Source organism: Bradyrhizobium sp. B097, from assembly GCF_038957035.1.
In the GTDB taxonomy this organism is placed as follows: domain Bacteria; phylum Pseudomonadota; class Alphaproteobacteria; order Rhizobiales; family Xanthobacteraceae; genus Bradyrhizobium.
Map to the genome: position 1 here is coordinate 7,539,559 of NZ_CP152412.1, position 24,263 is coordinate 7,563,821.

Consider the following 24,263-nt stretch of genomic DNA (forward strand, 5'->3'; position numbering starts at 1 on the left):
TTGAGCGCGGTCGAGAGCGACGAGATGTTTTGATCGACTGTTTTGCTGTCATCGATCTCGACCGCAATTTCGCTATTAGCCACTATAGTCCCCCAGCAAATGATCTTCCGTCATCCCTAGTCGATGCCGAACCAAGTTTTCTTTGTCGCCGCTTCGATGTCGCGCAAATGGTATGGATTTGATCTCTACTCAAGACGAGTAGCGCGTTATCTACATCGTAGACAGCGCATGTTGCGTACGTTCCGTACAGAATCGATTCTGAGCGGCTTCATCGCTCGCGCGAGCCATCTTCCTTGCGGCCAGGTGTCGCCGTTCTGGCATGCGACAATAGGTCGAGAATCCGCGGAGCGCCTTCGAAATACAAGCGTCGTCGAGCCCACATAGTGCCCTGCTCGAGTGACGGTAACGCTCCACCTTGTCTCGGCTCGCGGCTGTTAGCCCGCTTTGCCGATCGCCCGAGAACTCGAAAAGCTCATTTTCCAGACCTGACAATCTGGACCTCGAGCTTGCACGCATTAGCCTTGAGCTCGAGCAAGATGGGCCTACAGAAACCGCTCGGGGCTTCGAGCATCATCTGTTCGCCGGTGGACCGAGTTCCCTGGAAAACATATCGTCCTTGCGCTGCTTCCAGGGGCCGTTTTTCGGAGTTCGCCATCAAGTACCCGTAGTTCTTGTCATGGCAACCGCGGACGCCGGCATCTAGGTCAGGTAGCTTTCCGGCACAGGCGAACTGCCAGGCTATCTCATCGCCGGATCGCGGTTGATAGTTCGAGCCATCGTCCGCTTGTATCGTGGTCTGGATGGATGTGTCCCCTCCGAACACGACCGAAAAGCGGGCGCCGTTGGGGTCTTGACGCACAGCCGGCCTTACCGATCGCCCGGAGACAATCCGTTTCAACGAGACGACCAGATGCTCGATAGCCTCATCGCGGGCAGGCGCCATAACAAGCACAAGCGCGGCCTGCTGGTCGAGCTCAGCTTGGAGCAGCGTGGCGAGTTTTTGCCGCTCCGCGATCGAGCGAGGATACCCGGCATTTCCCAGATAGTCCGTCCACGTCTGCCCGAGAGTTTTGCCGCCGGGATAGTCCGCTCGGTCAAATGCGCTTGGCCCGAAGTCCGAGACAAACTTCTCTCGGGCAGCGGACAGGGCGGCTAACAGCTGCTGCGCAACCTCTATTTTGGACGATTGAGACTGGACCGCGGGGTTGGCGGACTGTGCAAGGATGGGGCGTTCAGCGGAAAGGAAGATTGCGCCTGTCAGACTTAGACAACAGAGAGATCTTTTAAAGAAAGAGACGAAAAGAATGTTCAAGCAAGCCTCCCAAACACCTTAACCCGAACCACAACCTATGATTAGATAAAATGGGGCGCGCACCCAATTTGCACCCGGCAAAAGCTTACCGCAACCATTAATTGCAGAAATATTATGATCGAAGAGATTGGCGCTTTTTTAAATGCCATACCAGCGGCGGCGGCGAGCCCTCTGGCCCTTATCGCGTATCTGGCAACGGTGCTCGCCTGGACACTGATTGCGTGGCGGGTGAAGCGTTTCCAAATCCTTATGGACAAAATCGAGAAGCTGAAGGAGGAGGATCGGCTGGAGGCGATACGCATTGAAACGGGTCGCATCGTTCCAAAGGGAATGACCGCCGAGCAGTATTTGCGCTCGCGTATTCATTTCTTCATGTTCGCGGGGTTCCTTGCTTTCTGCGCCACCGCGGCTTTTGTTGCCTCCATGGCTCTCATTCGTGTGTACGAGCAGAAGGCTCGTGCAGACGGATACATCAACGAAATACTTGGTCAGCCCGCCTCGTCAACGCTTGAAGCCCCTTCACCTTACAAGAGTGCGATCAACACACTGAGCAACGGCCGAACCATGATCGCGGAGGCACAGGACGAGTTAAAACCTAAAGCAGATCTCGACCGGATAGTTGGCGAGCTGCGGCTGCAACATTTCTCAGGGGATCAAATCAATGATCGGCTCAGCGAGATTGCTGGAACGGCACGGCTGAAACGGGCTAACCAGAAGCTGAACGAGGTCGCAAGCAGGCTCGAGGCGATCTATGAGAAGCTCGCAAATTGCTTTCGAGCAGCGGAATGTAGGCCTGGCGATCAATTCGGGCGAATGTGCAATGCAGTCAAAAGCATCCTTGGCACCATCGACGAGATTAATACGGCAGCGATTGCGATCCCGGGTGTCAATTTCAATGCATCCGGAACGGTTGCGACATTCGGCGGCGGATCGATGGACATTGATTTCACCAATGTGGCTACGCCGAACGTAGCCTATCTGGCGACAGTGGTTTGCGATCAACGTTAGCCCGAGTGGATCGGCTCGTCGCGACTGGAACGAAACTCGACGAACCATTTCGTCCTCTTATGGAGGGGGCACCGGTGCAAAGAACAACGATCATTGGACTCGGCCTGCTGGCGCTTCTTGGCTGCACACCGGCAACCGCCGCAGATTTGTCGACCACAATCGCATCGATGACCGAACCCGCACAGGGCGCCTACACGTTCCTGCATGAGCATCCCGAACTCGGAAAGAAGGAATTCAAGGCGCAAACTTATCTTGAGGATGCGCTGAAGCAATTTGGATTCACCGAGTTTATCGCCTCGACCGAGGCACCGACGGCCGTGATCGCAATTCTTGATAGCGGCAGGCCGGGCCCAACTATTGCGTTGAGAGCTGAGATGGACGCCCGCCCCCTCGAGCGCAACGCGGTCGAGCCAACGTCTCACATGCCGCGCTCACAGATAGACGGCTTGATGCACAATTGCGGTCACGACATTCACGCATCGATCTTGCTCGGCACCGCAGGCATTCTGATCGCCAACAAGGAGCGTTTTTCAGGAAAGATTGTCTTCTTGTTCCAGCCGGCGGAGGAAACTCCGGGTGGGGCCGATGACATCGTGCACGAGAAGATCCTCGAGCGCCTCGGGGTCAAAGCCATCTTCGCCGAGCATGTCGCGCCCGGCATGCCGATCGGGACCATCGGCATCGCGCCAGACTTTGCTCTGGCCGGGAGCAACTACTTTCATCTCAAGATCAAGGGCAGGGGATCGCATGCGGCAGCGCCCAATGAGGGCAGCGATACGCCGCTCGTTGCCGCCCGTATGGCGATCGAGCTGTCCGAATATCCGGCCCGTCACCTGGATATCGCTAACAAGCCTGTTGTCATTTCGGTCACGCAATTCCTCGCCGACGGCAATGCGGGTAACGTTATCCCCGCGGATGCCGATGTCAGCGGCACCATTCGCAGCTTCGAGAATATCTCCCTGGGCGAGAACGGCGAGCCATCACTTGAGCAAAAGCTCGATCTGCTAGTCTCGCGAATGGCATCGGAGGCGGGAGTAAATTACGACTGGGCGGTCCGACCGGGTGCGCCGGCGACACGAAACGACCCTGCGCTGTTCGAGCAAATCATCGCGCCTCTCGGGCGGACATGGCCTGGGATGCTCGATACGCACCCTGGGCGTGGCATGTTCTCGGAAGATTTCTCATATTATACCGGCGTCATGCCCGCCCTGTACTTCTCCATTGGAGTTAGCAAGGACGGACGCGGACTCGCGGGGGTGCATACAAAGGAGTTCGACGCGCACCCCGATATTTTCGCCCACGGGCTTCGTCTCATGACGACGTTGGCAGTTATCGGGACCGCCGGCAAAATGGACTGGCAGTAGGCAACCGGAAGACGCCTCAAGATCAGCCGCGGGTGTATTCTTGCGGTTTCATCACCCTATCATTGTGCTGGCGTGTCGATATTGGAAGGATTAAAGCTCGCTGTCCTATTGGTTGCCGCCGGTTCACGAACCGCTTTCATATGGTCCTTGTAACTTCTCTCTTCAGGCCAGCACACGTGGGAACGTCTGCAGTCGCGGTGGCCCGTCGACAAATCTAGATGCGTCTTAGATAGCGGACGGATCCATAACGTTGTGGGAATGGGGCTGTGCGTCGCCCTGCTCGAAACCGGGGCTGGCAAGCGCGGGGGCAAAGTAACGGCCGCGTGAGATTTTCCCAGAGATTGTCGCGCTGCAAGCACTTGTCGGACCGGTCAAAAGAATCTTTCGGCTGCCACAGAACATCCTTGGCATCCTGGTCTCAGCCAAGTCGTGTATATCCCCGGCAAACTGGTTTCTTGCAATAGCGTAGCGCCGCGCGGATCACGGCGCTGGCGTAGTCGTCACCCACTCGAAAGTGAGGCGATCTAGCGTCCAAGGCCCCGCGAGATGAGGGTACCGACCACAATCTGTTGGTTGATCTCAGCCTGCACCTGGCGGAACTTTGCCAACGTCATCTCGACGCTGGCGTTCTCCACGATGGCGGCAGTTTGACCAAACGAGTCGGCAAAGGCTTGCAGCATATCGCTCTGATCGGATGCAGGAGTAGCCTTGAAGGGACCGAGAAATTGGAGCAGCAATTGCTGCTCAGGCGCCTGAAGCCGAGACATGTCAAAAGGCTTTCCCCTTAATATCGGCGCTGCACGCGAATATTCTTCCCGGCTTGCGCGGAACTCCGAGACCGACTTGGCGAATAATTGTTTCGCCTCGCCCGTGGATCGCTTTTCGAGCTGTGCCATGCCAGCGTAGAAGCTCTCATGTCCCGTGAAGGCATGGGCCGCAGCCGACCGCGTCGTCTCTTCAGCCTGGCCTCCGTACGCATTGCCAATAAACTCAGCCCTCGCGGACGTCGTGCCCTGAAGGAGGAGAACGACGCCAGCAACAACTAGCGATTGTCTACGCATGGCAATCACTCCGTCTTATGCGCGCGAGCGTCTGGAACGGCCCGTCGGACTTATCGGGCAGACGCTTGCTGATCTGGGGTAGCCTGACAAGAATGCAAAAATCAGCGATTAGGCTCCTGCGGAATTCCGCAGAGACATACTCCGAATTTCTATCGACAAGCATGGAGTTGTAGAAATTGAGAAGAACCCCGATCTGCGAAGACAACTTCGCACGATCCTTAGCGTCCAGATTGGAAATGTCATCTGCCTGCGCCGAAACAAGGGCGCTAGGATTGTCGGCAAGAAACTTCAGAATATCGCGCGATTCCTTGTAAACACCCTGCTCGGTCGTGAAGACGAGCGTGCGGTTCGCCTCGCGAATTTGGTACCCGGTAAAGAAAAGACCGGCCACGGTCAGACCGACACCAGCCAGCTTTAGATATGCTTCCATGTCCATGGGCATCGTAATTTACCCCCGCGAGCTTCGTACAGCGTACCGTCGATCCGCTTACTGGTTCAACGCGTCATCCAGGATCGCCCTCAGCCGCGCCGCTCCTTTGAGCAGCTGGCTGTCCAAATCCGCCTTTGCCGAGGTGGGATAATCGTTGTTGATGGTCACAGGGTGATCTTTGTCATTTTGCACCGGCGTTCCGGGCGGTAGCCACTGATATGCCTTGATGCCGATCGCATGCGTATCGTTGGCCCAGCCGGCGACCTTTGCCTCGTCGTATGGAGGGGCGTCGACGGTTGGCAGCGGCGTGGTGTCGAGGGCGTCGGCGTAGCCGCCCCAAGAGTAGGCTTGAAGATCGACGAGCGAGTCGTCCCACATGCTGTGGAAGGTGGAAGACCTCGTGTAGTCGGAGCCATCGGAACGTTTCGCCTGCAAAGTCACGTATAGCTTGTTGCCACCTTCGTCAGCGGTCCGTTCGCTGGCATGTAAGGGCTGATCGACATCGCCCGCGAGATGTACAACAAGCTTCAACGCTAGAACGCGCTCTTCTTTCGAAAGCGACTTGTCCTTCAGCATCGTGATGGCGGCCGGAAGGCCTTTGACGATGCATGTACCCTTACCATTCTTCTCGAGGCAATCGACCGCAGCATCATAGTTCGGATGCGCGACGTCGATATCGACGAAATGCCATCGATACGTTTGCTTGCCGGCGGGCGTGAACTTGTAGTCATCCGCCCAAACCGAGATGGAGGCCAAGGACGTTTCGCCGATCAAGGCCTTGACGTTCGCGAGAGCTGTGGGGCTGAGATGGCGCTGCGCCAGTTCGGCGATAATGGAGTGACCAAGCTGGCCCCACGCGTGGGCGGGGCTTGCAAAGCCTGCGATGGCGACGCTCAGGAGAGAAAGGGCAATACGGGACGACTTCACGGGGCAATCTCCGCGCTGAAGCAATAATGCAATACAACTATCAAACGACCATAGCGCGATGTCTATATGAAGCAATATGACGAGGGGCCACCTTACTCGAAATTTTTTAAACATACACCTTCTGATAGAGTAGATTTTTGGAATGAACGGCGTACCCTGTCGTCACTTGCACCGGTCGGCGTACGGTCGCGTCCGTTGCGAAACACAGGAGCAATAGGTGACCCTTGCTGCGTTTCATCCGTGCTTCGCGACCTTTTCGCGCCACTTTCTGATCACTGCCGGGTTTGCCCTTTCCGCGCACTGGGCAACGCCGGATGCGCAGGCGCGGGATTGGGACTGTGCCAAAAAACATACGATTGATCCGTTGCAACCGACCAATATCGGTCAACTCAAGGACGTGCTGCGGGAATACCGGTATTGTGGCGGCTATGACAAGGAATTCGCCAGCGTCATCAGCAAGGCGAAGGACGAGCTTCAAAAGCAGGCTTCGCAAACCCAGAACCCGGCTCTCGTTCTCGACATCGACGAAACATCGCTTTCAAACTGGCTCGAGATCGAGTTGGACGATTTCGCCTTCATCCCGGGCGGCACTTGCACGCTAGAAACCGGAGCAGCCTGTGGGGACACGGCATGGGAACTCAGCGCTCGCGCAGAAGCCCTGGCGCCGACGCTTGATCTCTTCAACACGGCAAAGTCACTCAACGTAACGATATTCTTCATTACCGGTCGTTCCGACCGCCCCGATCTACGGGCCGCGACAATCCAGAATCTTAAGCAGGCTACTTACGACGGTTGGAAAGAGCTATTCATGCGGCCGATATCGTCCCCGGGTGCAAATGTCACCGAATACAAAACCCGGATGCGGGCTCACATTGAGGACGACTTGCAATACCACATCATAGTCAATGTGGGAGACCAGCAAAGCGACCTCAGTGGCGCACATACGGGTCAAGCGTTTAAAGTGCCGAATCCCTTCTATTTCATACCATAGCAATAGCGATGACTGATTTGGACTGCCATACACCCCAGGACTTGTGCCAACTCGGGGGCGAGCTTAATCACATGCGCGCCGCGCTCCAGGAGGCCGCCGACGTCAACATCGTCGCGATCGGCTCTTCGTCGACCAAAGGCGAAGGTGCCAAGGACGAGGCGAGCAGCTATCCCGGCAGGCTATGTGCCGCCTTTGCTGCCCGATTTGCTCGACCGATAATTCACGTGCTCAATCGCGGGGTCGATGGCGAGGAAGCCGGGAACGAGGAAGCACGGTTCGACAAGGACGTGTTTCCCCATAACCCGCCGCTCGTCATCTGGCAGGTCGGCACCAATGGGGCCTGGAAGGAAAAGGATTACGTTCTGGCCGATGTGCGGGATGCCATTCTCCGGGGCCTCGATCGACTCGCAGCAACGCAGACTGACGTCGTCTTGATGAACTTGCAATACGCCCCGGCACTGCTCGACGAGGATCGGCCCAAGCCCCGTACCCAGGAAATGCAGGATATCATTGCACAGATTGCCTCGGACCGCCGGATCGGCCTCTTCAGGCGCTTTGAGATCATGCGCTACTGGCACGTCAACGACGGCGTACGATTCGACCAGATGATCAGTAACTTCGACGGCTTCTGGCTTCACCAGAATGACTGGAGCTACAATTGCGTCGCCCAAGCCTTGTGCGAGGGCATAATCTCTGGAGTCACCAGCGAGTGATCGTCTGACGAAGACCTCGATCCCTCCACCTGATTTTCGTGCCTCAGAGGGTAAGGCCGAAATCAAGCGCCGCCACCCAGCGGAAGCTCGACCAGCAAGGGCAGCCGACGAAAGGGCAGTGATAGCGACGCGGGCATGCAATGACCGCGGGCACCGAGGCGACTGCATTCGCAAGACCAGTTAAGAAGGCACCCGGCGCGCCGCATCAGTGATAGCGATGCCGCAGGCAAATGCGTGGCCGAGTACTTCCGGCAAGGAGCGCATTATGCCATGCGTGAGGGATTGTGAGCCGAGAGGCGAAGATGGCGCAGTGGCTCCGGGTGAAGCTTAAAGCCCGGCCGAAGGCCACGCCAGCTTCCCGACTGCCGCTGGATCGCATGGTCGTAGTCGCGAGTGTAATGGTCCGGCCTGAATGTGTCTCTGCGCTGGCTTAAAACACCATTTCGGGGGAGCCAAGCTGCGCACGCGCCTTTTCAAGCCGGGTGATCGAATATATAGCCTCAAACGCGGGGTACGCCTTCTGGAAATGAACAAGTGCCGCTTGGCGGAAACGATCCCTGATATTCGTGAACTTGCCCGACATCGTCTCGTAGTCCTTGATGGCGTCATCGAGACGGGAGCCCCGACAAGTCAGCGGTATCACAGCTGCCAGCGGCGTAAACACCGCGGCCCAGTCCAGCTCGCCGGCGCGCCGAAAACCACGGGGCGCCGCAAGGCGGAAAGTCCTGCCCCAACGGAGCCAGCGCAACTCACCAGCCGTCGCTTCGACGGCCACCGAACCGGCTTCTCTCCTGAGTCAATACAAGTTGCTACGTGCCGTCGTTGACGCGCCGTGGGCCACGCGCTTGGATATGAAGATTAGCAGCCACCGAATATTACCAGCCACGTCATAGATCGCTATTGGAGAAGTTGCGATTGCGCGGCGGAGCTTGATTTCAATGCAGCGCCTGCAGTGTAGCTCGCCGCCATTGGCCGGTTCAGAGAGGATGAACACCTCGTCTGGCGGGAACTCTTCGTCGCAGTGATCGCAGTGCGGGTTTTTGGACATACCCTATTTGCCTGCAGTGACGAGCCGGTTGTGACAAATGCCGCATCCGGTCTATGCACGCGGCGTCGGTGAACAATCTAGACAAACATTTTGGTAAACGGGTCTATCGCGGTTGAATACCTAGTAGGTTTTCCAACTCCGACCGTAAAGAATGGAAAGAAGTTTTTGACCGTCTCGATGTAGCGTTCGCGAGGAGTGGATGGCCTCTCGCCTACGACTCCACCCCTTGGCAAATTATCAATCCATTTGAGCTGATCGCATAGCGCGGATACGTCTTTGTCGTCGAAGGTCAAATGACTTCTGTCGTGCGCAACGAAAGTTCGAATGTGGCGTATCGCAATAGATCATCTCTCATACGTGGTCCGTAAACGCCGAGAGCGTAAGCCATCCGAATCTTGACCGCGAAGTTCATGGAGCCGTCATCGCTTCCACTAAACGATTATTTCTGTTCGGCTTCCGCCTCAGGAGTGTTCCACCCTAGTACGCAGTGCGAGAGGATGGCGAGCTCAAGACCCTGCTCCAGAATTGAACCAAGCAGCAAGCAGGTTGCGCGGTCAGCCATTTGGATGCTCGGTTCACCGACTTTCAATTACCCACATTGACCGGCGCGCCATTTCGATACAAGCCATGAGTGTTGCAGCTCTCGGTCTGTTTGCTCGCGATTGCGGCCTGTGTCACGCGCAATATGAACGACAATAAGCGCGCCGTCGCGTTATCTGCACAAGCTCAAGAAGATCTGTTGGATATCTGGCACTACAGTGCGAACAGTGGTCGCCAGAACAAGCCGATCGACAACTTAGGTGAGATGTTTGAGCGCCTGTCGGACAACCCCAACTGGAGCCACCTACGCGATGACCTCATCGCCGGATTGCGTTCGGTCGTCGTGCACCCTCATCTGATCTTTTATCGCCGATCATCCGGAGCAATTCACATTGTCCGCATTCTACATCAACGCCTCGACACGAGTATGCATTTCCGTCAATAGGCCAGGCCGAAATACGGCTCAACAGAGCTAAACAATCGTAAGACCGTATGTCCGCCTCTGCCGATGAGATGGCTCGCCCTACACCGCGCGTCCGAGGGTTGCTCGGGCGGACCGAGCCGATCCTCATCACAGGAGGACGAGCCGTGGCAGATTATGAGGAAGCATTCGTCGGAATCGATGTAGCCAAGCCGAGAAATGCCGTCGCGATTGCGGATGCAGGCCGGGAGGGGGAGGTTCGGTCCTTCGGCGAGGTCGATGCTTCGGCCACCAACATGCGCCGCGTCTTAGGGCGGATCGCCAGCCGGTTTGACCGCGTCCACTTCTGCTACGAAGCCGGCCCGACTGGCTATGGTCTTTATCGCCTGATCCGGTCGCTCGGCCACCAATGCACGGTGGTGGGCGCCGTCGCTGATCCCAAGGAAGCCGGGTGATCGTGTGAACACGAACCGCCGGGACGCCGTTTCTCTCGCGCGGCTGCTACGCGCCGGCGAGCTGACGGCTGTATGGGTTCCCGATGAAGGTCACGAAGCGATGCGCGACCTCGTTCGCGCTCGATCGGCAGCGGTTGAGACGCTGCGGATCCACCGGCAGCAGGTGAGCGCCTTCATGCTCAAGCATGGCCGCACCTATCCCCGCAAAAAGGGCTGGACGATGCGCTATTTTCGTTGGCTCCAGGAACAACAGTTCGACCACCCCGCACATCAGAGCGCTACAAGAAATGGTCGAAGCAGTTCGCGTCGCCAGGGACCGGGTCGACCGGCTCGAGCGCACGATCGAAGAGTTCGTCTCGACCTGGTCTCTGGAGCCGCTCGTGCGGGCGCTTCAAACATTGCGCGGCGTCGATCTGGTCGTCGCAGTGACATTCGCGACCGAGGTCGGTGACGTGAGCCGTTTTCTCTGATGGCGGACTGGCTCGCATCGGCCACCGACAGCGCCTTTGCGGCGGCTGCAGCGTCCTCCGGATTTGCTCCCACGCCGGCGGCACCACCGGTGCGCAACCGGGCGTCCGAGCTTCTTGGATTGAACCCGCAGTATGTCGCCTGCATCACAAACGTTCCTGCCGAGGACGAGACGTCACAGTCCAACTGGCCGCGGATCATTCGGGATGACTTTGCCTACATTTACGTTCGCGATCTTGGGTCAGCGGGAAGCGTCGTCAAATACACGTCGGCAGCAGGAGCTGATATCGAGAGCAAGGCTTTACGATCATAGCCAACGTGGCCGACCAGCTGAGTGACTTAGCCGGAGGCCCCGCCGAATGACATTCAAGGTCGCGGATCCCGCCTACTTCATTCCTTGAAGCTAAGCGCTGTCGAGACTGCCAGACTGGCACAAAAGAAGCCGCCGCCGAGACGGACCCTCGGCGGCGGCTCTTTGCTTTTGCATTGCAGCAACTAGCCCTGTGACCCGACGATCTTATTTCCGGACAGCACAAAGGTCTTGGCGTTCACGTCGGTATCGCGAGAGCCCTTCTTTTTTGCCCGCACCAGTGTGGCGTGTTCGGAAGACGAGCCGGAACCGGCCGAATCCGCGGCATACTTCCGAGCAACTTTGGTCCATTCCTGAGCTACTCTGTCAGGTTTGGAGGGCGGAGCACTCGAATCCCGCCCTTTTGGAGGTGAATCCAAGGGTTCCCAGCCTTCGAGCGGGCCACTGAAAAAGTCCGATTTTCCCGCCATGACATCACCTGTCGTAAATGGGTCGGTCGCCATTATATAGTCTTTCACCAGCCTAGTCCAAGACAGGTAAATTGTCTCAGAATCTTGTTTTCAATCGCGACTTCCTCGATTTTGGTCCTGCCGTGCGGCATGCCCTTTATGTAGTCAATTTTAGCTTGAAAGAGCGCTTCGGCGGGGCGTTTCCCAGCAAGAATTTGCTTCCAAAATGCTGAATGTATCGGTGCTCCGAAGAAGTTGAGGTCGCCATCGACGGGGGAGTAGTGCGCTCCGGTGCAGCCGACGAAGGCGTTGGCGCCTGCCGCCAGGAATGAAAGGGCTATCGACTGGGCTGGGGTGACGACCTGAATAGGGTCGCCGGCCCGATAGGCTAAAGCGCGCGTACGTACGGTCAACGCACCCCAGCAGCATCCGGCAAAGATGACCGCTCCGCAGGGAGCGGGGACGTTGTTAACTGTCATCGCTTCAAGCATGTCTCCCTGGGTCTCCCCCCAAAAGCGCGAGGTGTCCGTATCCGACCCGTGGAGCATGAGATAGATGTGCTTCGCCGAAAGATCGCCGGGGATGGCATCCGAGCGCACCAGCTCGGAGGTGTGCATAAATTCGGCGCCCGGGAGCCCAGAGTAGATTTGATCTGCGAACGGGCGCACAAAGTTGCGAAGGCCAAAACGGTTGACCGGAGGTGGCGAAGCGGTTTCGAACGCCGCCTGCACAAGGTGCGCTGTGTGCCCATCCGGTATCCTGGAGACTGGCACGTCGGCGAGATGGTCACCATCCAGATCCCCGTAGCTCTGATCGCTCCAGACGATAAAATTGTCCGGATCATTCATGGCGCTCGGCCCGATGCTGGCACGCAGGCTCGGTGGAAGTGTGTCATAGCGTTCGGACGGAACGACGTCGTAGCCTCCAACGATGACAACGCCTTTAACGTTTGCATTGCGCGCTTCCCGCTGAATCGCAGCGAATGCATCATTTTCGCCCGCCAGATCCACCATCGGCTGTTTTGGGCGGATCGTGTCGAGAATCCCGGCCGCCTCCTTCTGGCCGATGTTGTCTGCCAGGCGCTTTGAATTTGTGACAAACAGGAGAGGCGGCAGACGATCAATGTTTTTTTTTACAGGATCGCGCGGAGCCGCCGCGGCGACGGCAATTGTTTCCGCAGGATCGATCTCGACGGTGATCGTCACCCTCGTCTTGGTGTGAGGGATTCTTGCGATGATCTCGACTTCCTCTCCGGCGATTCGGCGCACCACCGCCTCTCCGCGCTTTGCGGGAGGTTGAGCCGCTTCTGACAGGACGCGCCGTACAGGCGGCGGTGGCGGGGCCCCCTGTGGTTCGGGACTTTCGCCTTCCTCGGTGATGGCCACGTCCCTTGCATTCGGAGTAGGATCATCGAGGTCGCCCTCGGCAATATCGATCTTGAGCTTGGAGCGTACAAACGAGACCGTTATGACTCCGTTCCGATCGGTCCGCGCCCAGTGATACTTGTCGCTGATGCTCCTGAGCAGCTTCAATACGCCGGGATCCGGATGGCCGGGATCTCCCCTGCCCGTCGAGATTCCGAACGCCTGAGCCTGGTCAAAGGCTTTCAGGACATCCTCGTCGAAACCATTGTACGAGGCGTGGTGGGGCAATTTGACGAACTGATACGGCCCACCTTCCTTGATGGCGTCGATCATCGAGGCCATGTCGTCGTCCAGTCCCGGAACTTCCGGGACCGCAAGCTGCATATCTCCGGTGAGCAGGATTCTCTGCCCGGCCTTGCCGACACTGAGCACGATGCTTTGGTCGTTCAGGGCGGCTCCTGGACCGACGCGATCGAGATACTCGCGTATGTCATCGGTGGCTGCATCGGCACCTTTGACACCGGCCCCCGACAACAACCTCTTGTAGATATCAGCCGCGTCCAGACCTGCATCCGCGTGCCGCAAACTGTCGCTCGCGCGGCGGGCCTTGGTCTTGAGTCTCTTGAGCTCCTCACTACAAATTTTCAGGTGATTGGCGCTGGGACCGAGGATCTTCAGATTGAAGTCCGCGAAGTCCTTCTCGATCTGGGTCACCTTTGCAGATGGGCCGGTGTACCGGACGATCTTTGTGCGGTCGGCCTTCAACTTGGACAGCATCGCCGAATAGTTTTCTGACAGGTTGGCAGCATCGGTGAGGAATTGGTCCAATGCCGCCCGGTCAAGGTCGCCTTGCGGCTCTTCAACGATTGCAGCCACCACTTTGGCGGTCTCGCCATCAAGCGGCGCGTCCTCGCCGTCCGTCGGAAATCCGAGATTCTCGTCGGCCACGAGGGCCTGCTCGAAGGTAATCGTACCGTCCTGCACCAATTTGGGCAGGCACCCGATGTGGTCCGAGTGGCAATGGGTGACAACGAGCAGATCGACCTTGAACGGAGGCTCACCGAGGATCTCAGCGATCTGATCGGGGATCGACGGTGTATCTCCGCTCGACTTCCAATCTCCGGGATGGGCTCCGTCGATCAGAATGCTTCGATCGCCCTCAACGGCGACAATGCAGTCTCCATAGATTTTCGAGCCCATATCCAACAAATACAGCTTCATCAAATGCTCCTTCCCAAGCCCTAACAACGCTCGCGCTTAACTGGCCGCTCTTTCCAGTCGAATCCGTGCAGGCTCAAATCGGTACAACAGCGCTCAAGACACTTTCGTGACGCGCATCTCCAGCTGTCATCTTATCGGGTCGTCGCTTTGGGCTTCGGCATCTATGGGGGTGATCACGACAAATGCTTGAAGAAACAAGCCAGCAATCACTTGATGCTTCTCAAATGCGGTTGTATCGTACTACAATCGCTACCTACTTCAAGCGCTTATTATTGTATTCGTTTCGCCGACCGGCCGATCTCGACGGCCGGAGAAGGACGCAAAATGATGCTGTGTCACTGGGATTGCTCGTCAGTCCGAAGATCGATTTCCAGCAAGCGCTAGAATGACCGAAGACGTGAGCCAGGACGGTTTGCTGCGGACTTCGCGATTGCGGACGTCCTGGAGGGAAAGAAGCTTGAGGAGGGGATCGCCCTCTGCCTGTGCGGTGGCGGTTTTCGCGCGATGATCTTCCATCTCGGAAGTCTGATCTGCCTCAACGAGCTCGGTCTTCTGCCCAGAATAGACAGAATATCAAGTGTCTCCGGAGGATCCTTGGCCGCCGGCATACTCGCCTCGGGCTGGTCTGAGCTCCGCCTCGATTCACAAGGCTTCGCAGAGAATTTCCACGACGCCGTTTCCATCCCTCTACTGCGGCTTGCCCGAATGCGCGTCGATATACCGACGATAGCTCTCGGCTTGCTCCCATTCGTGCACGCGGCGAATGTCGCGGCGTGGATCTATGACCGGGTCGTTTTCCGCAGGAAGACCCTGCAGGACTTGCCCCAGAGGCCCCGCTTCGTCTTTACCTCGACCAGCTTGCAGACCGGCGTTTTGTGGCGCTTTGCGCGGGACTACTCAGCCGAATGGCGCGTCGGACAATGGACGGCCCCTCGGCTTCCCCTCGCTCTTGCGGTCGCTGCATCAGCCGGGTTTCCCCCACTTCTGTCACCGGCCACGATAGATGCGGCGTTCTCGGCCAGGCTCGTGCTCACGGATGGCGGTGTCTACGACAATCTGGGTCGCGAACTGGTATGGAAGCGATACCGGACGCTTCTCGTGAGCGATGGCGGTGCCGTCACACAACCTTCCGGCCGCCCTGCAAGCAACTGGTATTCGCAATTCAGGCGCGTTCTGGATATCTCGCTCCAACAGGGCATCAACACGCGCGTGCGCATACTGAACGGCCTTAACAGAACGCAAGCGCGCAATGTCGCATACTGGGGCTTAAGCACTCCGGTGAGCAGCTATGGTTCAAACATTGCGTTGCCGTTCCCGACCGAACTATCAGAACGCGCCGCCAGCATGCCGACGCGCCTGACGAAGTTTCCTGACGGGGTGCGACGGCTCCTGTTGGAAGCCGGATACGCGCACGCCTCGGCGGCAATCGACGCGAGCCGGGTTCCCGTACTTCGTCGCTCCGCGCCAAATTTCAGCGCACTGCCGAAAGTGTAGGGACGTAGATGTCATTCCTGGCCGCTAACCGCTCATATGAGAGTTGGATGAGAACCCAATGCGAGGTCGTCGAGGACGACCTGGACCGCAAGCACGAGCGGATGAAGGAAAGTTCTTTTCTGTTCCTGAGAGCGACGTTCTTCCGATGGCCTTACTTCCTCAAACATGCAGCTGCGGACGTCCTGAAAATGCCGGCTCCACTCGCTGTAGGAGACGCACACGTCGAAAACTTTGGCACTTGGCGAGATGCAGAGGTCCGATTGGTCTGGGGCATCAATGATCACGATGACGCCTCGTATATTCCCTACGGGTCAGATCTGTTGCGCCTCGCGGTCAGCGTTCGCCTCGCCTCATTCGGACTGGCAAACATCGACGCGGCAACAGCGATATTGGAAGGCTATGAACATGGCTTGAAGTACCCTGGTCCGACGATTCTGGATGAGAACGAGCGCTGGATGAGGAAGTACGTCGCGGTAACTGACGATGAGCGCGATGATTTTTGGGATGGCATTACAAAGTGTCCTGACGCCGACCCTCCGAAAGAAGCGCGTTCCGCACTGCTTGGTAGCCTGCCGGCGAGCGCCCGGGTCGAGCGGTTTGCGCGACGCCGAAAGGGAGGAGGTAGCCTCGGAAGACCGCGGTTCATCGTTATCGCGGGCTGGCAGGGCGGCCAGATCGTTCGCGAGGCTAAAGCGCTCATTCCATCCGGATGGGAATGGGCCACGGGAAATCCCGGACGTCCGAGCCGGTTTGAAGAAATTGCGAAGGCTTCGACACGGTCGCCGGATCCCTTCCTCGGAGTGCGCAACGGCTTCATTGTTCGTCGCCTATCGCCCGATGCTCGTAAGATCGAGAGAAGTCCGGAATTCGACCGCAAGCTGGACTCCAAATTGCTAAGAGCAATGGGATCCGAAGTTGGATCAATCCACGCGTACAGCTCCGAGATAGCCGAGGCGATAGTGGATGACCTCAAGGGGCGCGACGGGAGCTGGTTGCATGCGGCCGCGAAGGCGCTGATCGCGCTCGTTGAAGCGGACTATCAAGAATGGAAGGATTCCGAAAAGAGTTGAGTAGGCAGCCAGGCGAATCGCAGTTGGGAAGCGATTTATCCCACGGCGCGCGACCGGCCTCCAGCTCGGCGAAGATCTGATCATAGAGGCTCGCTTGGTCCGATCCGGGGCGAGCGGTGGCGGACTTTCTGGACATCGCGGGTCTCCGCGACGTGCGCCGGAGGCCTCTCCCCAGCTCTCAACCCGCGCCGATCCCGGTCCGCACTCTCGCTATCGGGGCGTTGCGGGGCGTTCCCGCAGAAGGGGTCGGCCGAGACCTTGGCTCGGCCGCAGGCGAAGGCTTTCCCCGGCTATGCTTCGAGATCGATTCAACGGCTTCCAATCAGCGGACTATTGACCTCCAGGTGGCAGGTCAGACCATCTGAACGCGACGAAGCGCACATAGGATGGACCTTTGCGGTTTTGGCTGGCGGCGCATGGTGGCGGCTGCTTTTTGAAGCAGTGCGACACAAACGCTATCCGACCGGGCACTGCCGCTGGGTTTGCCAGCGTGGATATCTGTCCTCCGACGAGCAATCCAGCGGGACATGCCAACTGCGGCCCCAGATCAGGCGCGTCATTCAAAATAGCCCGCTCGGCTTTCTTGCTCCTGCCGGAGCGTCTGCAGTGCCACCTTATTTGAGGTCGCATCAAACCTCTCGATGAAATGCGCACGGTCCGCAGTCTCAAGGACCCCGTCCGACTGTGTCTCATCTTCGAGAAAACTACGCAGACGTCGTTGGACCGCCGCACTTTCGCGATGGACATGCCGGTTAGTCAGAAGGTCGCGGGCCGCTGCCGATTGCGTATTCCCAGCAAGCCGCTGCGGCGCGAAAACGGGATCGCGCCGTTCAGCACTTCTGGCGATGAGGATTGTGCGGATGCACCACAGCGCACGCTTGGTCAGCAGGGTTGCGTTGAGTTCGTCACCAAATCGGGCGAGATACATCCCGAAGTCTGTCGCCCGATCGATCTCGTCTTGGTAGCTCGATCGGAATTGGAAAGCAGATCGAAGCTTGGCGAGGTAATCGTCTGGATCGATGAGCGGCCTCGCCTCTCGCGCCAAGTGGCAGACGAACAGATCGCCATCGCGTGCATCCTGTTGCAGTTGATGCCATGGGTACAAGAAAAGCGAAAGATGACCGACAGAAACATGGCGGGTTTCCTGGTCGAGGCTCACCATAAGAAGATCAGTGTCGGACCCTTCCGCGTGGTCAGCACGCGCGAGGCTCCCGAACAGTAAAGTTGCGACTACGACCATGATGGCCGACAACCCTCGAGCGGTAGCAGCAGACGTTGGCGTCCGTGTCTGATCATGTGGAAGACCGGGATGCCGAAATTCTTGCAAGAGCTTCAATCGACATCTTTCGCGACAGTGCGCGGGCTTGCGTCACCTCGTCTCGGTTCTGCAAAATGATCTGCTGCTTTTGCGGCTTCAGAACACCGGGTTCGACGTCCAGATTGTATTCACTCATGAGATAGAAGCTGAGACTGAGACGGCACGGACGAATGAGGCGGCCATCTTTCATGCCGTGTTCCGCGGCAACACGGACTTGGTGCTCCGCAGCTAGCTCCGGGTTTGGAATGATCACAAGATTGATAATGTGAACCCATTCGAAATCCAAAGCCGGATCGACCGACGCAGGCCGATGATCGGACACGGACAAAATTCTGTTGAGGTTGTAGTCGCGAAAATCGTTGTGCTCGCGTGACCAGGCGCGGACGTACCAGCGGCCAGCGCTGTGCGAGAGGGCATGAGGAGCTATCGCCCGCGACGGCTGGATGGAGCCCGTCAATGACGCGTATTCGATATCAATCTCGAATTTTTTGCTGATGGCGTCGAGTACACGTAAGAGCACGGTCGGATCGGTGGAGCGCCGACCGAGCGTCAGCACCTCGACCGGCGGGATGGTGTCAAACCAGGTGTCCTCTGGACGCATCCAACGGTTTTCGATTGCGACCAATTGCAGCAGGTAGCGCTCGATCGTCTCGCCGATGAAGGCGGGCGAGAACGCCTCCGTTCGCGTGTACGCCTTTTCCGCCCTGTCATAGCGCAGGTTTCGGGCGGCGAGCTTTTCGTATTGGGCGATGTCGGCGGACGCTTGCTGCGTCGAGATGCCGAATGTGTCCGCCAAGTCGCTCCGATTGAAGCGACCATCCCAAAAGAGGCGGAAATCGATGAACTCGAGCCGTCGGCGAACCCCCCAACGCAGTTGTTCGCCACCGTCCTCCATATGGATCCCTCCAAAAACTCGATTCTCCACCGAATCTCGCGTCTAGTTACTTGACCAAAACCCGGCTTATCCCCATATCTTATGTATGGACGCGGGGGCCGGCAACCTCGTCCTTCTGAAACGAGGTCGTCCGGATGGAAACATTTGAAGAACATCAACAACTTGAGAGAAAGAACAGAGACGCATCACATGACTGCTTCCATCACCCTCTTTCCCGTTTCCAACGGCGCCATGACTCTCATATGTCTTGATAACGGCCAAAACCTGCTGATCGACATCAATATCCGCACCGACGCGGACGATGAAGACCACGAAATGCCGAACGTAGCCGAGGATTTGAAAGGGCGGCTCAAGCGAGACGACGCCGGCCGACTTTATGTCGACGGATTCCTCCTGAGCCATCCCCACTCCGACCACATCACCGGCCTTCGCAATCACTTTCATCTCGGGCCGCCAAGCGAGTGGAAGGAAAAAGACGACAAAATACTCATCCGCGAGATGTGGTCATCGCCCGTTGTTTTCCGGCGGGCGGACGCAAACGGAGAGAGTCTTTGCGAAGACGCCAAGGCCTGGGCCAAGGAAGCACGGCGGCGCGTCGCGCTCTTCCGTGAAAAAGGCTCGTCGACCGGCGAAGGGGACCGCATTTTAATCATGGGCGAAGACGTTGACGGCAAGACCGACGACATTCTCGACATCGTCATCAAGCTGAACGCAAGGCTCACAGCCTGTAACCGCCTGGCTGACGGCGCATTCGAGGCAAGGCTTCTCGGACCGCTGCCGCCGGAAGATGAAGACGACGAGGAGACCCTTCGGCACAACCAGTCTTCAGTGATCCTTCGCTTCTCTCTCAGGGGCGGCGGCATCAGCGACCGTTGCCGGTATCTGACCGGTGGTGATGCCGAAGTCGAAATCTGGAAACGCTTGTGGAAGTCTCACGGCAAAACCAATTCCGACTGGCTTACTTACGATATTCTTCTGCCGCCTCATCATTGCTCGTGGCGCAGCCTGAGTTCCGACCGCTGGAGCGAGCTGGGCGAGAAGGTCAAAGTCGATAGTGATGCGCGAAATGCGCTTTCGCAAACGCGGAAGGGCGCAGTGATCGTCGCGAGCTGTAAACCGATCAAGGCGGATGACGACAATCCGCCTCACGAACGCGCCAAGCGGGAGTATGTCGATATCCTTGATGACGACGCAGAGCGCTTTTTCTGCACCGACGAATACTGGGCTGAAAAAGAAATGGCGCTTACATTTGAGATAAAATCCAGTGGCATCGTCCGTAAGATCGGGACGGCTGCGGCGCTCGCGGCGCCCGCACTCGGCATCAGCGCAACTGCGTCGCATGCCCGCCCCCACGGATCCGCAGGGGAAGATCAAGGCAGTTAGCGGGCAAATCGCAGCATGGCCGAGGAAGAGCTTCGCAGCCACGGCGAGCAGTTTTTGCTGGCGGCGCAAACCCATGCGGAATGCCGCGCGGGAAGATTGATTAAGGTCGCTGACGACGGCTGCCTCATCGAACTCGACCTTAACGTCGAAATGCCGATTGACTACAAGGTCGATGGCGCAAGCCCCAACGGCATACGGACGACCGAGGCCGTCACCGTTAAACTATGGCCGAACTACCCTTGGTCGTCTCCATCCTTTTACTTGCGCTCTGATTTTCCACGCAATCTTCCGCACCTGCAACCAGGTCCTTTGACTCAGCTGCCGCGCCCCTGCCTCGTCGACGGCAGCCAGCGCGAGTATTTCTTTCAGTTCGGACTGGTTGAACTTGGCATCTTTCATCTCGTGCATCAGCTCGTTCTTTGGCTTCAGCGCGCGGCGGAAGGCACATTGATTCACCACGGCCGCGGCTGGGAGCCGACGCTGCGCCGCGATCTCTCTGATGTCATGGTAGTTGATGCCGAGGCGTGCCGGACGGCCGTGGATCGCAACGGAGGATATCGCGTACTCAAGGCAGACTTTGTACGATCAGGCACGGACGAATCCCTGATCGGCCGGGACGCCTGGACGTGGCTGAATGCCAGTCAAGAACAAGTACCCCTCAAGCGCGACGACAAGGAATTATTCGTTCGCCGCAAACGAAACGGCCTCTGGTCCGGCGACACCGTGTGCTGCCTTATCTGGCCCGATAAATTGCCGACTGGCGTCGAGTTTGTCGCCGCTTCGTACATGCCCGAGACAGTTGACAGCTACCGTCGGCTGCTGGAGCGGGCAGACGAACTACACTGCGGCCGTGCGCTGCGTGTTTTTCTCGATAATCTCGAACGGTGCTTTCGGGGTTTTAACCTTGAAGCTCCCCTCCCTATCGGAATCATTCTGTGCGCACGCCGCCCAGCGTCGCTGATTGGATCAAAATCGAACATAGAATTGCTTCCATATGCCTTCGATATCCGGGCGATGAAACAGCGCTCGTCGCTGTTCGCTGCCGGAGACAATGAGCCGGTTGCGCCTGTGATGCAGATCGACGCCACGAACGCAACGTTGCTGCGCAATGTTTCCGGTGCGCCGGTGGTCCCTCCCGTCGCCGTGATCGGATGCGGTAGCGTCGGATCGAAAATGGCGATGCATCTCGCGCGATCCGGTATCAAGATTTCTGTCGTAAGCGACAATGGGCACCTGCGCCCCCACAACATGGCGCGTCATGCTCTTGCGCGTGCGGAATGCGCAAACGCAAAAGCGCCGGAACTTGCAAAAGAACTTGAGCTGCTTGGCCAAAAGCCTGCGGTGCAACAGGGTGACGCTGTCGTAGACCTCGCGGTGAGAGAAACCCGCAAATTGATCCTGCCAAAGGAAGTAGGCTACGCGATCAACACGACCGCCTCTCTCAGTGTCCGTGAAGCTTTGTCTGTACTCCTGGCAAAGGATGTCAAACCGCGCCTTGCAGAAGCCGCGCTATTCGGGCGCGGGGACGGCGGCTTTCTTCTCGTTGAAGGGGCATCTCATAATCCGACCCTGTCTGATCTTGTGGCAGAGCTCTACGCCAGCATAACCGACAATCGCCTGCGCAAGCTGCTCTTTGACCCAGCCTTCGGACTGACCGAAGTCCAGATCGGGCAGGGATGCGGGGCGCTGACCATGCCAATGACCGATATGCGTTTGTCCGCCATGACTGCGGCGCTGACCGAGGAGTTCGTTGGATGCACACAAAACACGATTGCCGCAGGCTCGATTATTATCGGCAGTAAGGCGGAAACGTCCTCGGATACAAAGTGGCAACGGCAGGACGTCTCACCTTTTCAGGTCGTCGACATAGAAGGTCCGGAAGGCTGGACCATCCGGTTGTCCCAAAACGTGTTGACGAAAATCCGATCCGAAGTCGCGCTCTACCCGACTGTCGAAACCGGCGGCCTTTTGATCGGAATGTGCAGCGCACGACTTAGAGCGATAACAGTTGTTGACGTGATCGACGCCCCACCTGACAGCGTGCGGACCGCATCATGTTTTGTACTCGGAACACAAGGCCTGAAAGCGGCGATCAAGGCCCGGCATCGTGAAAGCGGCAATACGCTGTTTGATGTTGGCACATGGCATTCGCACCTTGCCGACCAAGGGCCGTCCGCACTCGATCGCGCGACGGCGAAAAAGCTCGCGATGGAACGGCCACCGCCGTCCGTGCTGCTTATTGCAGCGCCCACGCGGCTTTACAGTTTGATGCACAAGGGGGCGTCTAAATGAGCGCTGCAAAATCGCTGAAGGAGCAAAACGCTTGGCTTATCAGGACCGCCTTGGTTGTCCATGCGGTAGCATTCGCTTATGTTGTTTTCCAACCCTTTCCGATCGTTCAATTCGTAGAGCCGGAGTTGACGCGGAAGCTGCAAGCTTTTTTAGCGCCGGGTTCGATTTCGCTTGGCCTCATCGCGTTGACCCGACTCGTCCTTCTTGGGCTGATACCGCCACAATTGCGCGACCGTTTAATTCACTGGCGATGGTCTAATCCTCTACCCGGTGCGCGCGCCTTTACGAAAATCGGCCCGTCGGATTCGCGCGTTGACATGAGCAAGCTTCAGAAAGAATACGGCGCGCTGCCGATCGATCCAGCCCAACAAGACCGGCTATTCTATTCGATATATAGGAAGCACGCCAACGACGTCGGTGTTCTCGACGCGCACAAGTCGTATCTCGCGGCGCGCGATATAGGCACAATTAACTTCCTGCTGATGATCTTGCTGCTGCCGGTCGCGGCATGGTTCGCCCAGGATGGAAAAACGCTCGCCATCTACGGCGTTTTCCTCGTTTTGGCCTATACCCTGATGTGTCTCGCGGCAAAAGCCTACGGCATGCGGCTGGTTCAGAATTCGCTGGCGGTCGCGTCGCGTTGAGGCGGCTCGATAGAATCGGATAATATTCTCGTAAGGAGCCTTGCTTCATGCGTGTTGAACTCTTCGATGTCGGCCACGGTCAATGCGCCGTGATCACCGCGCCAAACGGCCGGCGGATGATGATTGATTGTGGTGACCGCTGGGGCGAGGAGACATTCTGGACTCCCTCGGTGCATTACTTCGGGCAAACCATAGACCTTCTTGCGTTGACGAATCTAGACGAGGATCACCTCAGCGATTTCAAAGGCATGGTCGAATACTGTAACTTGCCGTGGATTCTCACGAATCCCACCATTGGAGCGCGGGAATTCGCGGTTCTCAAAGAAGATGGAATGGGATCGGGGTCCAAAGCTCTGGCAGCATGGCTTGCCCGTCCGCGAGGATTGCCGGGTGCGCAGCCGGATTTCGGGCCGATTCAAATCCGATGGTATTCATGGTCCTTTATCCCCGGCGCTGCGAACAAGACCAACGATCTGAGCCTTGCCATAGTAGTGCAGTTCGGCGCTTTCAAGATCGTGTTCACCGGTGATCTCGAGGTAGCGGGCTGGCGGCGGCTGCTGACGATACCCGAGTTCCGCGCCGACTTGCTTGGCACGACCGTGTTTGTTGCCTCCCATCATGGCCGGGAAAACGGATGCTGCACGGAACTGTTCGATCTGATCCGGCCGCAGCTCGTGATCATCTCGGATGACGAACACCAATATGACAGCCAGGACACCAACGCCTGGTATCGCAGCCGCTGCACTGGAGCAGTGTTCGCAAACAACGCTCTGGAACGGCGCTATGTGGCGACAACACGTAAGGATGGCTCGATGAGGTTGGATATCGACGCCAATCAGTGGACGATACAGCGTGTCAAAGTTCGAGATTGGCAGCGGAAGTCTCCTACGCCAGCTCCATCGCCAGAATTGGGCGCGCTGAGTGCGCTTCTTGGCTCTGGTCAAAACTCGTTCGGCGCGGGTTTGGCGTCGTTTGCGCCGGGATCGGGTCTCGGCGCGCTCGGCTTGCTGAACACGCACGACGATCCACTATCAAGAGCGCTTGGTCTTGGTGCTCTTTCGCCATTATTGACCAAACGCTGACCT

Annotated in this window: 21 protein-coding genes and 2 pseudogenes; 14 read left to right on the plus strand and 9 right to left on the minus strand. The window is 57.7% G+C overall.

Translation table 11 applies throughout. The annotated features are described in order from the left end of the window. Window positions 1–472: 472 nt before the first annotated feature. The gene (locus AAFG07_RS34560; protein WP_342724160.1) at window positions 473–1,312 is read right to left on the minus strand and encodes a hypothetical protein; all 840 of its coding nucleotides are present in this window, start codon (window positions 1,310–1,312) and stop codon (window positions 473–475) included. Between the two features lie 114 nt (window positions 1,313–1,426). On the opposite strand from AAFG07_RS34560, the gene AAFG07_RS34565 reads away from it, so the two are divergent. After that, window positions 1,427–2,320, plus strand: coding sequence for a hypothetical protein (locus tag AAFG07_RS34565; RefSeq protein ID WP_342724161.1), 894 nt, complete (start codon window positions 1,427–1,429; stop codon window positions 2,318–2,320). A 5-nt stretch (window positions 2,321–2,325) separates the two neighbouring features. Continuing rightward, the gene (locus AAFG07_RS34570) at window positions 2,326–3,684 is read left to right on the plus strand and encodes a M20 family metallopeptidase (RefSeq protein ID WP_342724162.1); all 1,359 of its coding nucleotides are present in this window, start codon (window positions 2,326–2,328) and stop codon (window positions 3,682–3,684) included. Between the two features lie 524 nt (window positions 3,685–4,208). Here AAFG07_RS34570 and AAFG07_RS34575 read toward each other — a convergent pair. From AAFG07_RS34575 to AAFG07_RS34585, 3 genes are read right to left on the minus strand one after another with little or no spacing between them, the layout of a single operon-like run. Beyond that, entirely contained in the window at window positions 4,209–4,745 is a 537-nt protein-coding gene (locus AAFG07_RS34575; RefSeq protein ID WP_342724163.1) for a hypothetical protein, read from the minus strand. Further along, window positions 4,738–5,187: a hypothetical protein gene (locus AAFG07_RS34580; protein ID WP_342724165.1), complete on the minus strand. Its 450-nt coding sequence runs from the start codon at window positions 5,185–5,187 to the stop codon at window positions 4,738–4,740. The genes AAFG07_RS34575 and AAFG07_RS34580 overlap by 8 nt, the downstream gene beginning before the upstream one ends. 45 nt (window positions 5,188–5,232) lie before the next feature. Then, window positions 5,233–6,102 (minus strand): S1/P1 nuclease, encoded by an 870-nt coding sequence (locus tag AAFG07_RS34585; RefSeq protein ID WP_342724166.1) that lies wholly within the window; start codon window positions 6,100–6,102, stop codon window positions 5,233–5,235. A gap of 217 nt (window positions 6,103–6,319) precedes the next feature. On the opposite strand from AAFG07_RS34585, the gene AAFG07_RS34590 reads away from it, so the two are divergent. After that, window positions 6,320–7,093, plus strand: coding sequence for an HAD family acid phosphatase (locus AAFG07_RS34590; RefSeq protein WP_342724167.1), 774 nt, complete (start codon window positions 6,320–6,322; stop codon window positions 7,091–7,093). A 71-nt stretch (window positions 7,094–7,164) separates the two neighbouring features. Next, window positions 7,165–7,806, plus strand: a complete 642-nt coding sequence (locus tag AAFG07_RS34595) for an SGNH/GDSL hydrolase family protein (RefSeq protein WP_342724168.1) — start codon at window positions 7,165–7,167, stop codon at window positions 7,804–7,806. 430 nt (window positions 7,807–8,236) lie between these two features. On the opposite strand, the gene AAFG07_RS34600 is transcribed toward AAFG07_RS34595, so the two are convergent. Continuing rightward, window positions 8,237–8,581 (minus strand): hypothetical protein, encoded by a 345-nt coding sequence (locus AAFG07_RS34600; protein WP_342724169.1) that lies wholly within the window; start codon window positions 8,579–8,581, stop codon window positions 8,237–8,239. A gap of 904 nt (window positions 8,582–9,485) precedes the next feature. Here AAFG07_RS34600 and AAFG07_RS34605 point away from each other — a divergent pair. The 3 genes and pseudogenes from AAFG07_RS34605 (at window position 9,486) to AAFG07_RS34615 (ending at window position 11,051) form a co-directional block, all read left to right on the plus strand. After that, a complete protein-coding gene (locus tag AAFG07_RS34605) occupies window positions 9,486–9,839 on the plus strand; it encodes a type II toxin-antitoxin system RelE/ParE family toxin (protein ID WP_342724170.1) in 354 nt (117 codons plus the stop codon). Between the two features lie 47 nt (window positions 9,840–9,886). After that, window positions 9,887–10,734: pseudogene (locus AAFG07_RS34610) on the plus strand (IS110 family transposase); the annotation flags it as partial. Between the two features lie 5 nt (window positions 10,735–10,739). Next, window positions 10,740–11,051 (plus strand): hypothetical protein, encoded by a 312-nt coding sequence (locus AAFG07_RS34615; protein WP_342724171.1) that lies wholly within the window; start codon window positions 10,740–10,742, stop codon window positions 11,049–11,051. A gap of 182 nt (window positions 11,052–11,233) precedes the next feature. On the opposite strand, the gene AAFG07_RS34620 is transcribed toward AAFG07_RS34615, so the two are convergent. Further along, entirely contained in the window at window positions 11,234–11,566 is a 333-nt protein-coding gene (locus AAFG07_RS34620; protein ID WP_342724172.1) for a hypothetical protein, read from the minus strand. Beyond that, window positions 11,563–14,082 (minus strand): MBL fold metallo-hydrolase, encoded by a 2,520-nt coding sequence (locus AAFG07_RS34625; RefSeq protein ID WP_342724174.1) that lies wholly within the window; start codon window positions 14,080–14,082, stop codon window positions 11,563–11,565. The genes AAFG07_RS34620 and AAFG07_RS34625 overlap by 4 nt, the downstream gene beginning before the upstream one ends. A gap of 504 nt (window positions 14,083–14,586) precedes the next feature. On the opposite strand from AAFG07_RS34625, the gene AAFG07_RS34630 reads away from it, so the two are divergent. Together AAFG07_RS34630 and AAFG07_RS34635 are read left to right on the plus strand one after the other, a co-directional pair. Next, a complete protein-coding gene (locus AAFG07_RS34630; RefSeq protein ID WP_342724175.1) occupies window positions 14,587–15,576 on the plus strand; it encodes a patatin-like phospholipase family protein in 990 nt (329 codons plus the stop codon). A gap of 8 nt (window positions 15,577–15,584) precedes the next feature. Further along, window positions 15,585–16,646 carry a DUF2252 family protein gene (locus AAFG07_RS34635; RefSeq protein ID WP_342724176.1) on the plus strand — a complete coding sequence of 354 codons (1,062 nt, stop codon included), beginning with the start codon at window positions 15,585–15,587 and terminating at the stop codon, window positions 16,644–16,646. Window positions 16,647–16,686: 40 nt separating this feature from the next. Here AAFG07_RS34635 and AAFG07_RS34640 read toward each other — a convergent pair. Beyond that, window positions 16,687–16,782: pseudogene (locus tag AAFG07_RS34640) on the minus strand (antirestriction protein ArdC); the annotation flags it as partial. A gap of 582 nt (window positions 16,783–17,364) precedes the next feature. On the opposite strand from AAFG07_RS34640, the gene AAFG07_RS34645 reads away from it, so the two are divergent. Beyond that, the gene (locus AAFG07_RS34645) at window positions 17,365–17,868 is read left to right on the plus strand and encodes a hypothetical protein (RefSeq protein WP_342724177.1); all 504 of its coding nucleotides are present in this window, start codon (window positions 17,365–17,367) and stop codon (window positions 17,866–17,868) included. A 70-nt stretch (window positions 17,869–17,938) separates the two neighbouring features. On the opposite strand, the gene AAFG07_RS34650 is transcribed toward AAFG07_RS34645, so the two are convergent. Next, window positions 17,939–18,859, minus strand: coding sequence for a WYL domain-containing protein (locus tag AAFG07_RS34650; protein ID WP_342724178.1), 921 nt, complete (start codon window positions 18,857–18,859; stop codon window positions 17,939–17,941). Window positions 18,860–19,003: 144 nt separating this feature from the next. Between AAFG07_RS34650 and AAFG07_RS34655 the strand changes: the two genes are divergently transcribed. Genes AAFG07_RS34655 through AAFG07_RS34670 form a run of 4 tightly spaced genes read left to right on the plus strand, consistent with a single transcriptional unit; the run spans window position 19,004 to window position 24,260 of the window. Continuing rightward, window positions 19,004–20,242 carry a metallohydrolase gene (locus AAFG07_RS34655; protein WP_342724179.1) on the plus strand — a complete coding sequence of 413 codons (1,239 nt, stop codon included), beginning with the start codon at window positions 19,004–19,006 and terminating at the stop codon, window positions 20,240–20,242. Between the two features lie 15 nt (window positions 20,243–20,257). Next, window positions 20,258–22,534, plus strand: coding sequence for a ThiF family adenylyltransferase (locus AAFG07_RS34660; RefSeq protein ID WP_342724180.1), 2,277 nt, complete (start codon window positions 20,258–20,260; stop codon window positions 22,532–22,534). Further along, a complete protein-coding gene (locus AAFG07_RS34665) occupies window positions 22,531–23,178 on the plus strand; it encodes a hypothetical protein (protein WP_342724181.1) in 648 nt (215 codons plus the stop codon). Before AAFG07_RS34660 ends, AAFG07_RS34665 begins: the two co-directional genes overlap by 4 nt. Before the next feature lie 47 nt (window positions 23,179–23,225). Beyond that, a complete protein-coding gene (locus tag AAFG07_RS34670; protein ID WP_342724182.1) occupies window positions 23,226–24,260 on the plus strand; it encodes a hypothetical protein in 1,035 nt (344 codons plus the stop codon). Window positions 24,261–24,263 lie beyond the last annotated feature (3 nt).

Bases quoted from the DNA above. Each gene is read 5' to 3' on its own strand.
- AAFG07_RS34565 (WP_342724161.1), top strand. From the start codon at position 1,427: ATGATCGAAGAGATTGGCGCTTTTTTAAATGCCATACCAGCGGCGGCG.
- AAFG07_RS34575 (WP_342724163.1), bottom strand. From the start codon at position 4,745: ATGCGTAGACAATCGCTAGTTGTTGCTGGCGTCGTTCTCCTCCTTCAG.
- AAFG07_RS34580 (WP_342724165.1), bottom strand. From the start codon at position 5,187: ATGCCCATGGACATGGAAGCATATCTAAAGCTGGCTGGTGTCGGTCTG.
- AAFG07_RS34595 (WP_342724168.1), top strand. From the start codon at position 7,165: ATGCGCGCCGCGCTCCAGGAGGCCGCCGACGTCAACATCGTCGCGATC.
- AAFG07_RS34615 (WP_342724171.1), top strand. From the start codon at position 10,740: ATGGCGGACTGGCTCGCATCGGCCACCGACAGCGCCTTTGCGGCGGCT.
- AAFG07_RS34625 (WP_342724174.1), bottom strand. From the start codon at position 14,082: ATGAAGCTGTATTTGTTGGATATGGGCTCGAAAATCTATGGAGACTGC.
- AAFG07_RS34630 (WP_342724175.1), top strand. From the start codon at position 14,587: ATGATCTTCCATCTCGGAAGTCTGATCTGCCTCAACGAGCTCGGTCTT.
- AAFG07_RS34635 (WP_342724176.1), top strand. From the start codon at position 15,585: ATGTCATTCCTGGCCGCTAACCGCTCATATGAGAGTTGGATGAGAACC.
- AAFG07_RS34650 (WP_342724178.1), bottom strand. From the start codon at position 18,859: ATGGAGGACGGTGGCGAACAACTGCGTTGGGGGGTTCGCCGACGGCTC.
- AAFG07_RS34660 (WP_342724180.1), top strand. From the start codon at position 20,258: ATGGCCGAGGAAGAGCTTCGCAGCCACGGCGAGCAGTTTTTGCTGGCG.
- AAFG07_RS34665 (WP_342724181.1), top strand. From the start codon at position 22,531: ATGAGCGCTGCAAAATCGCTGAAGGAGCAAAACGCTTGGCTTATCAGG.
- AAFG07_RS34670 (WP_342724182.1), top strand. From the start codon at position 23,226: ATGCGTGTTGAACTCTTCGATGTCGGCCACGGTCAATGCGCCGTGATC.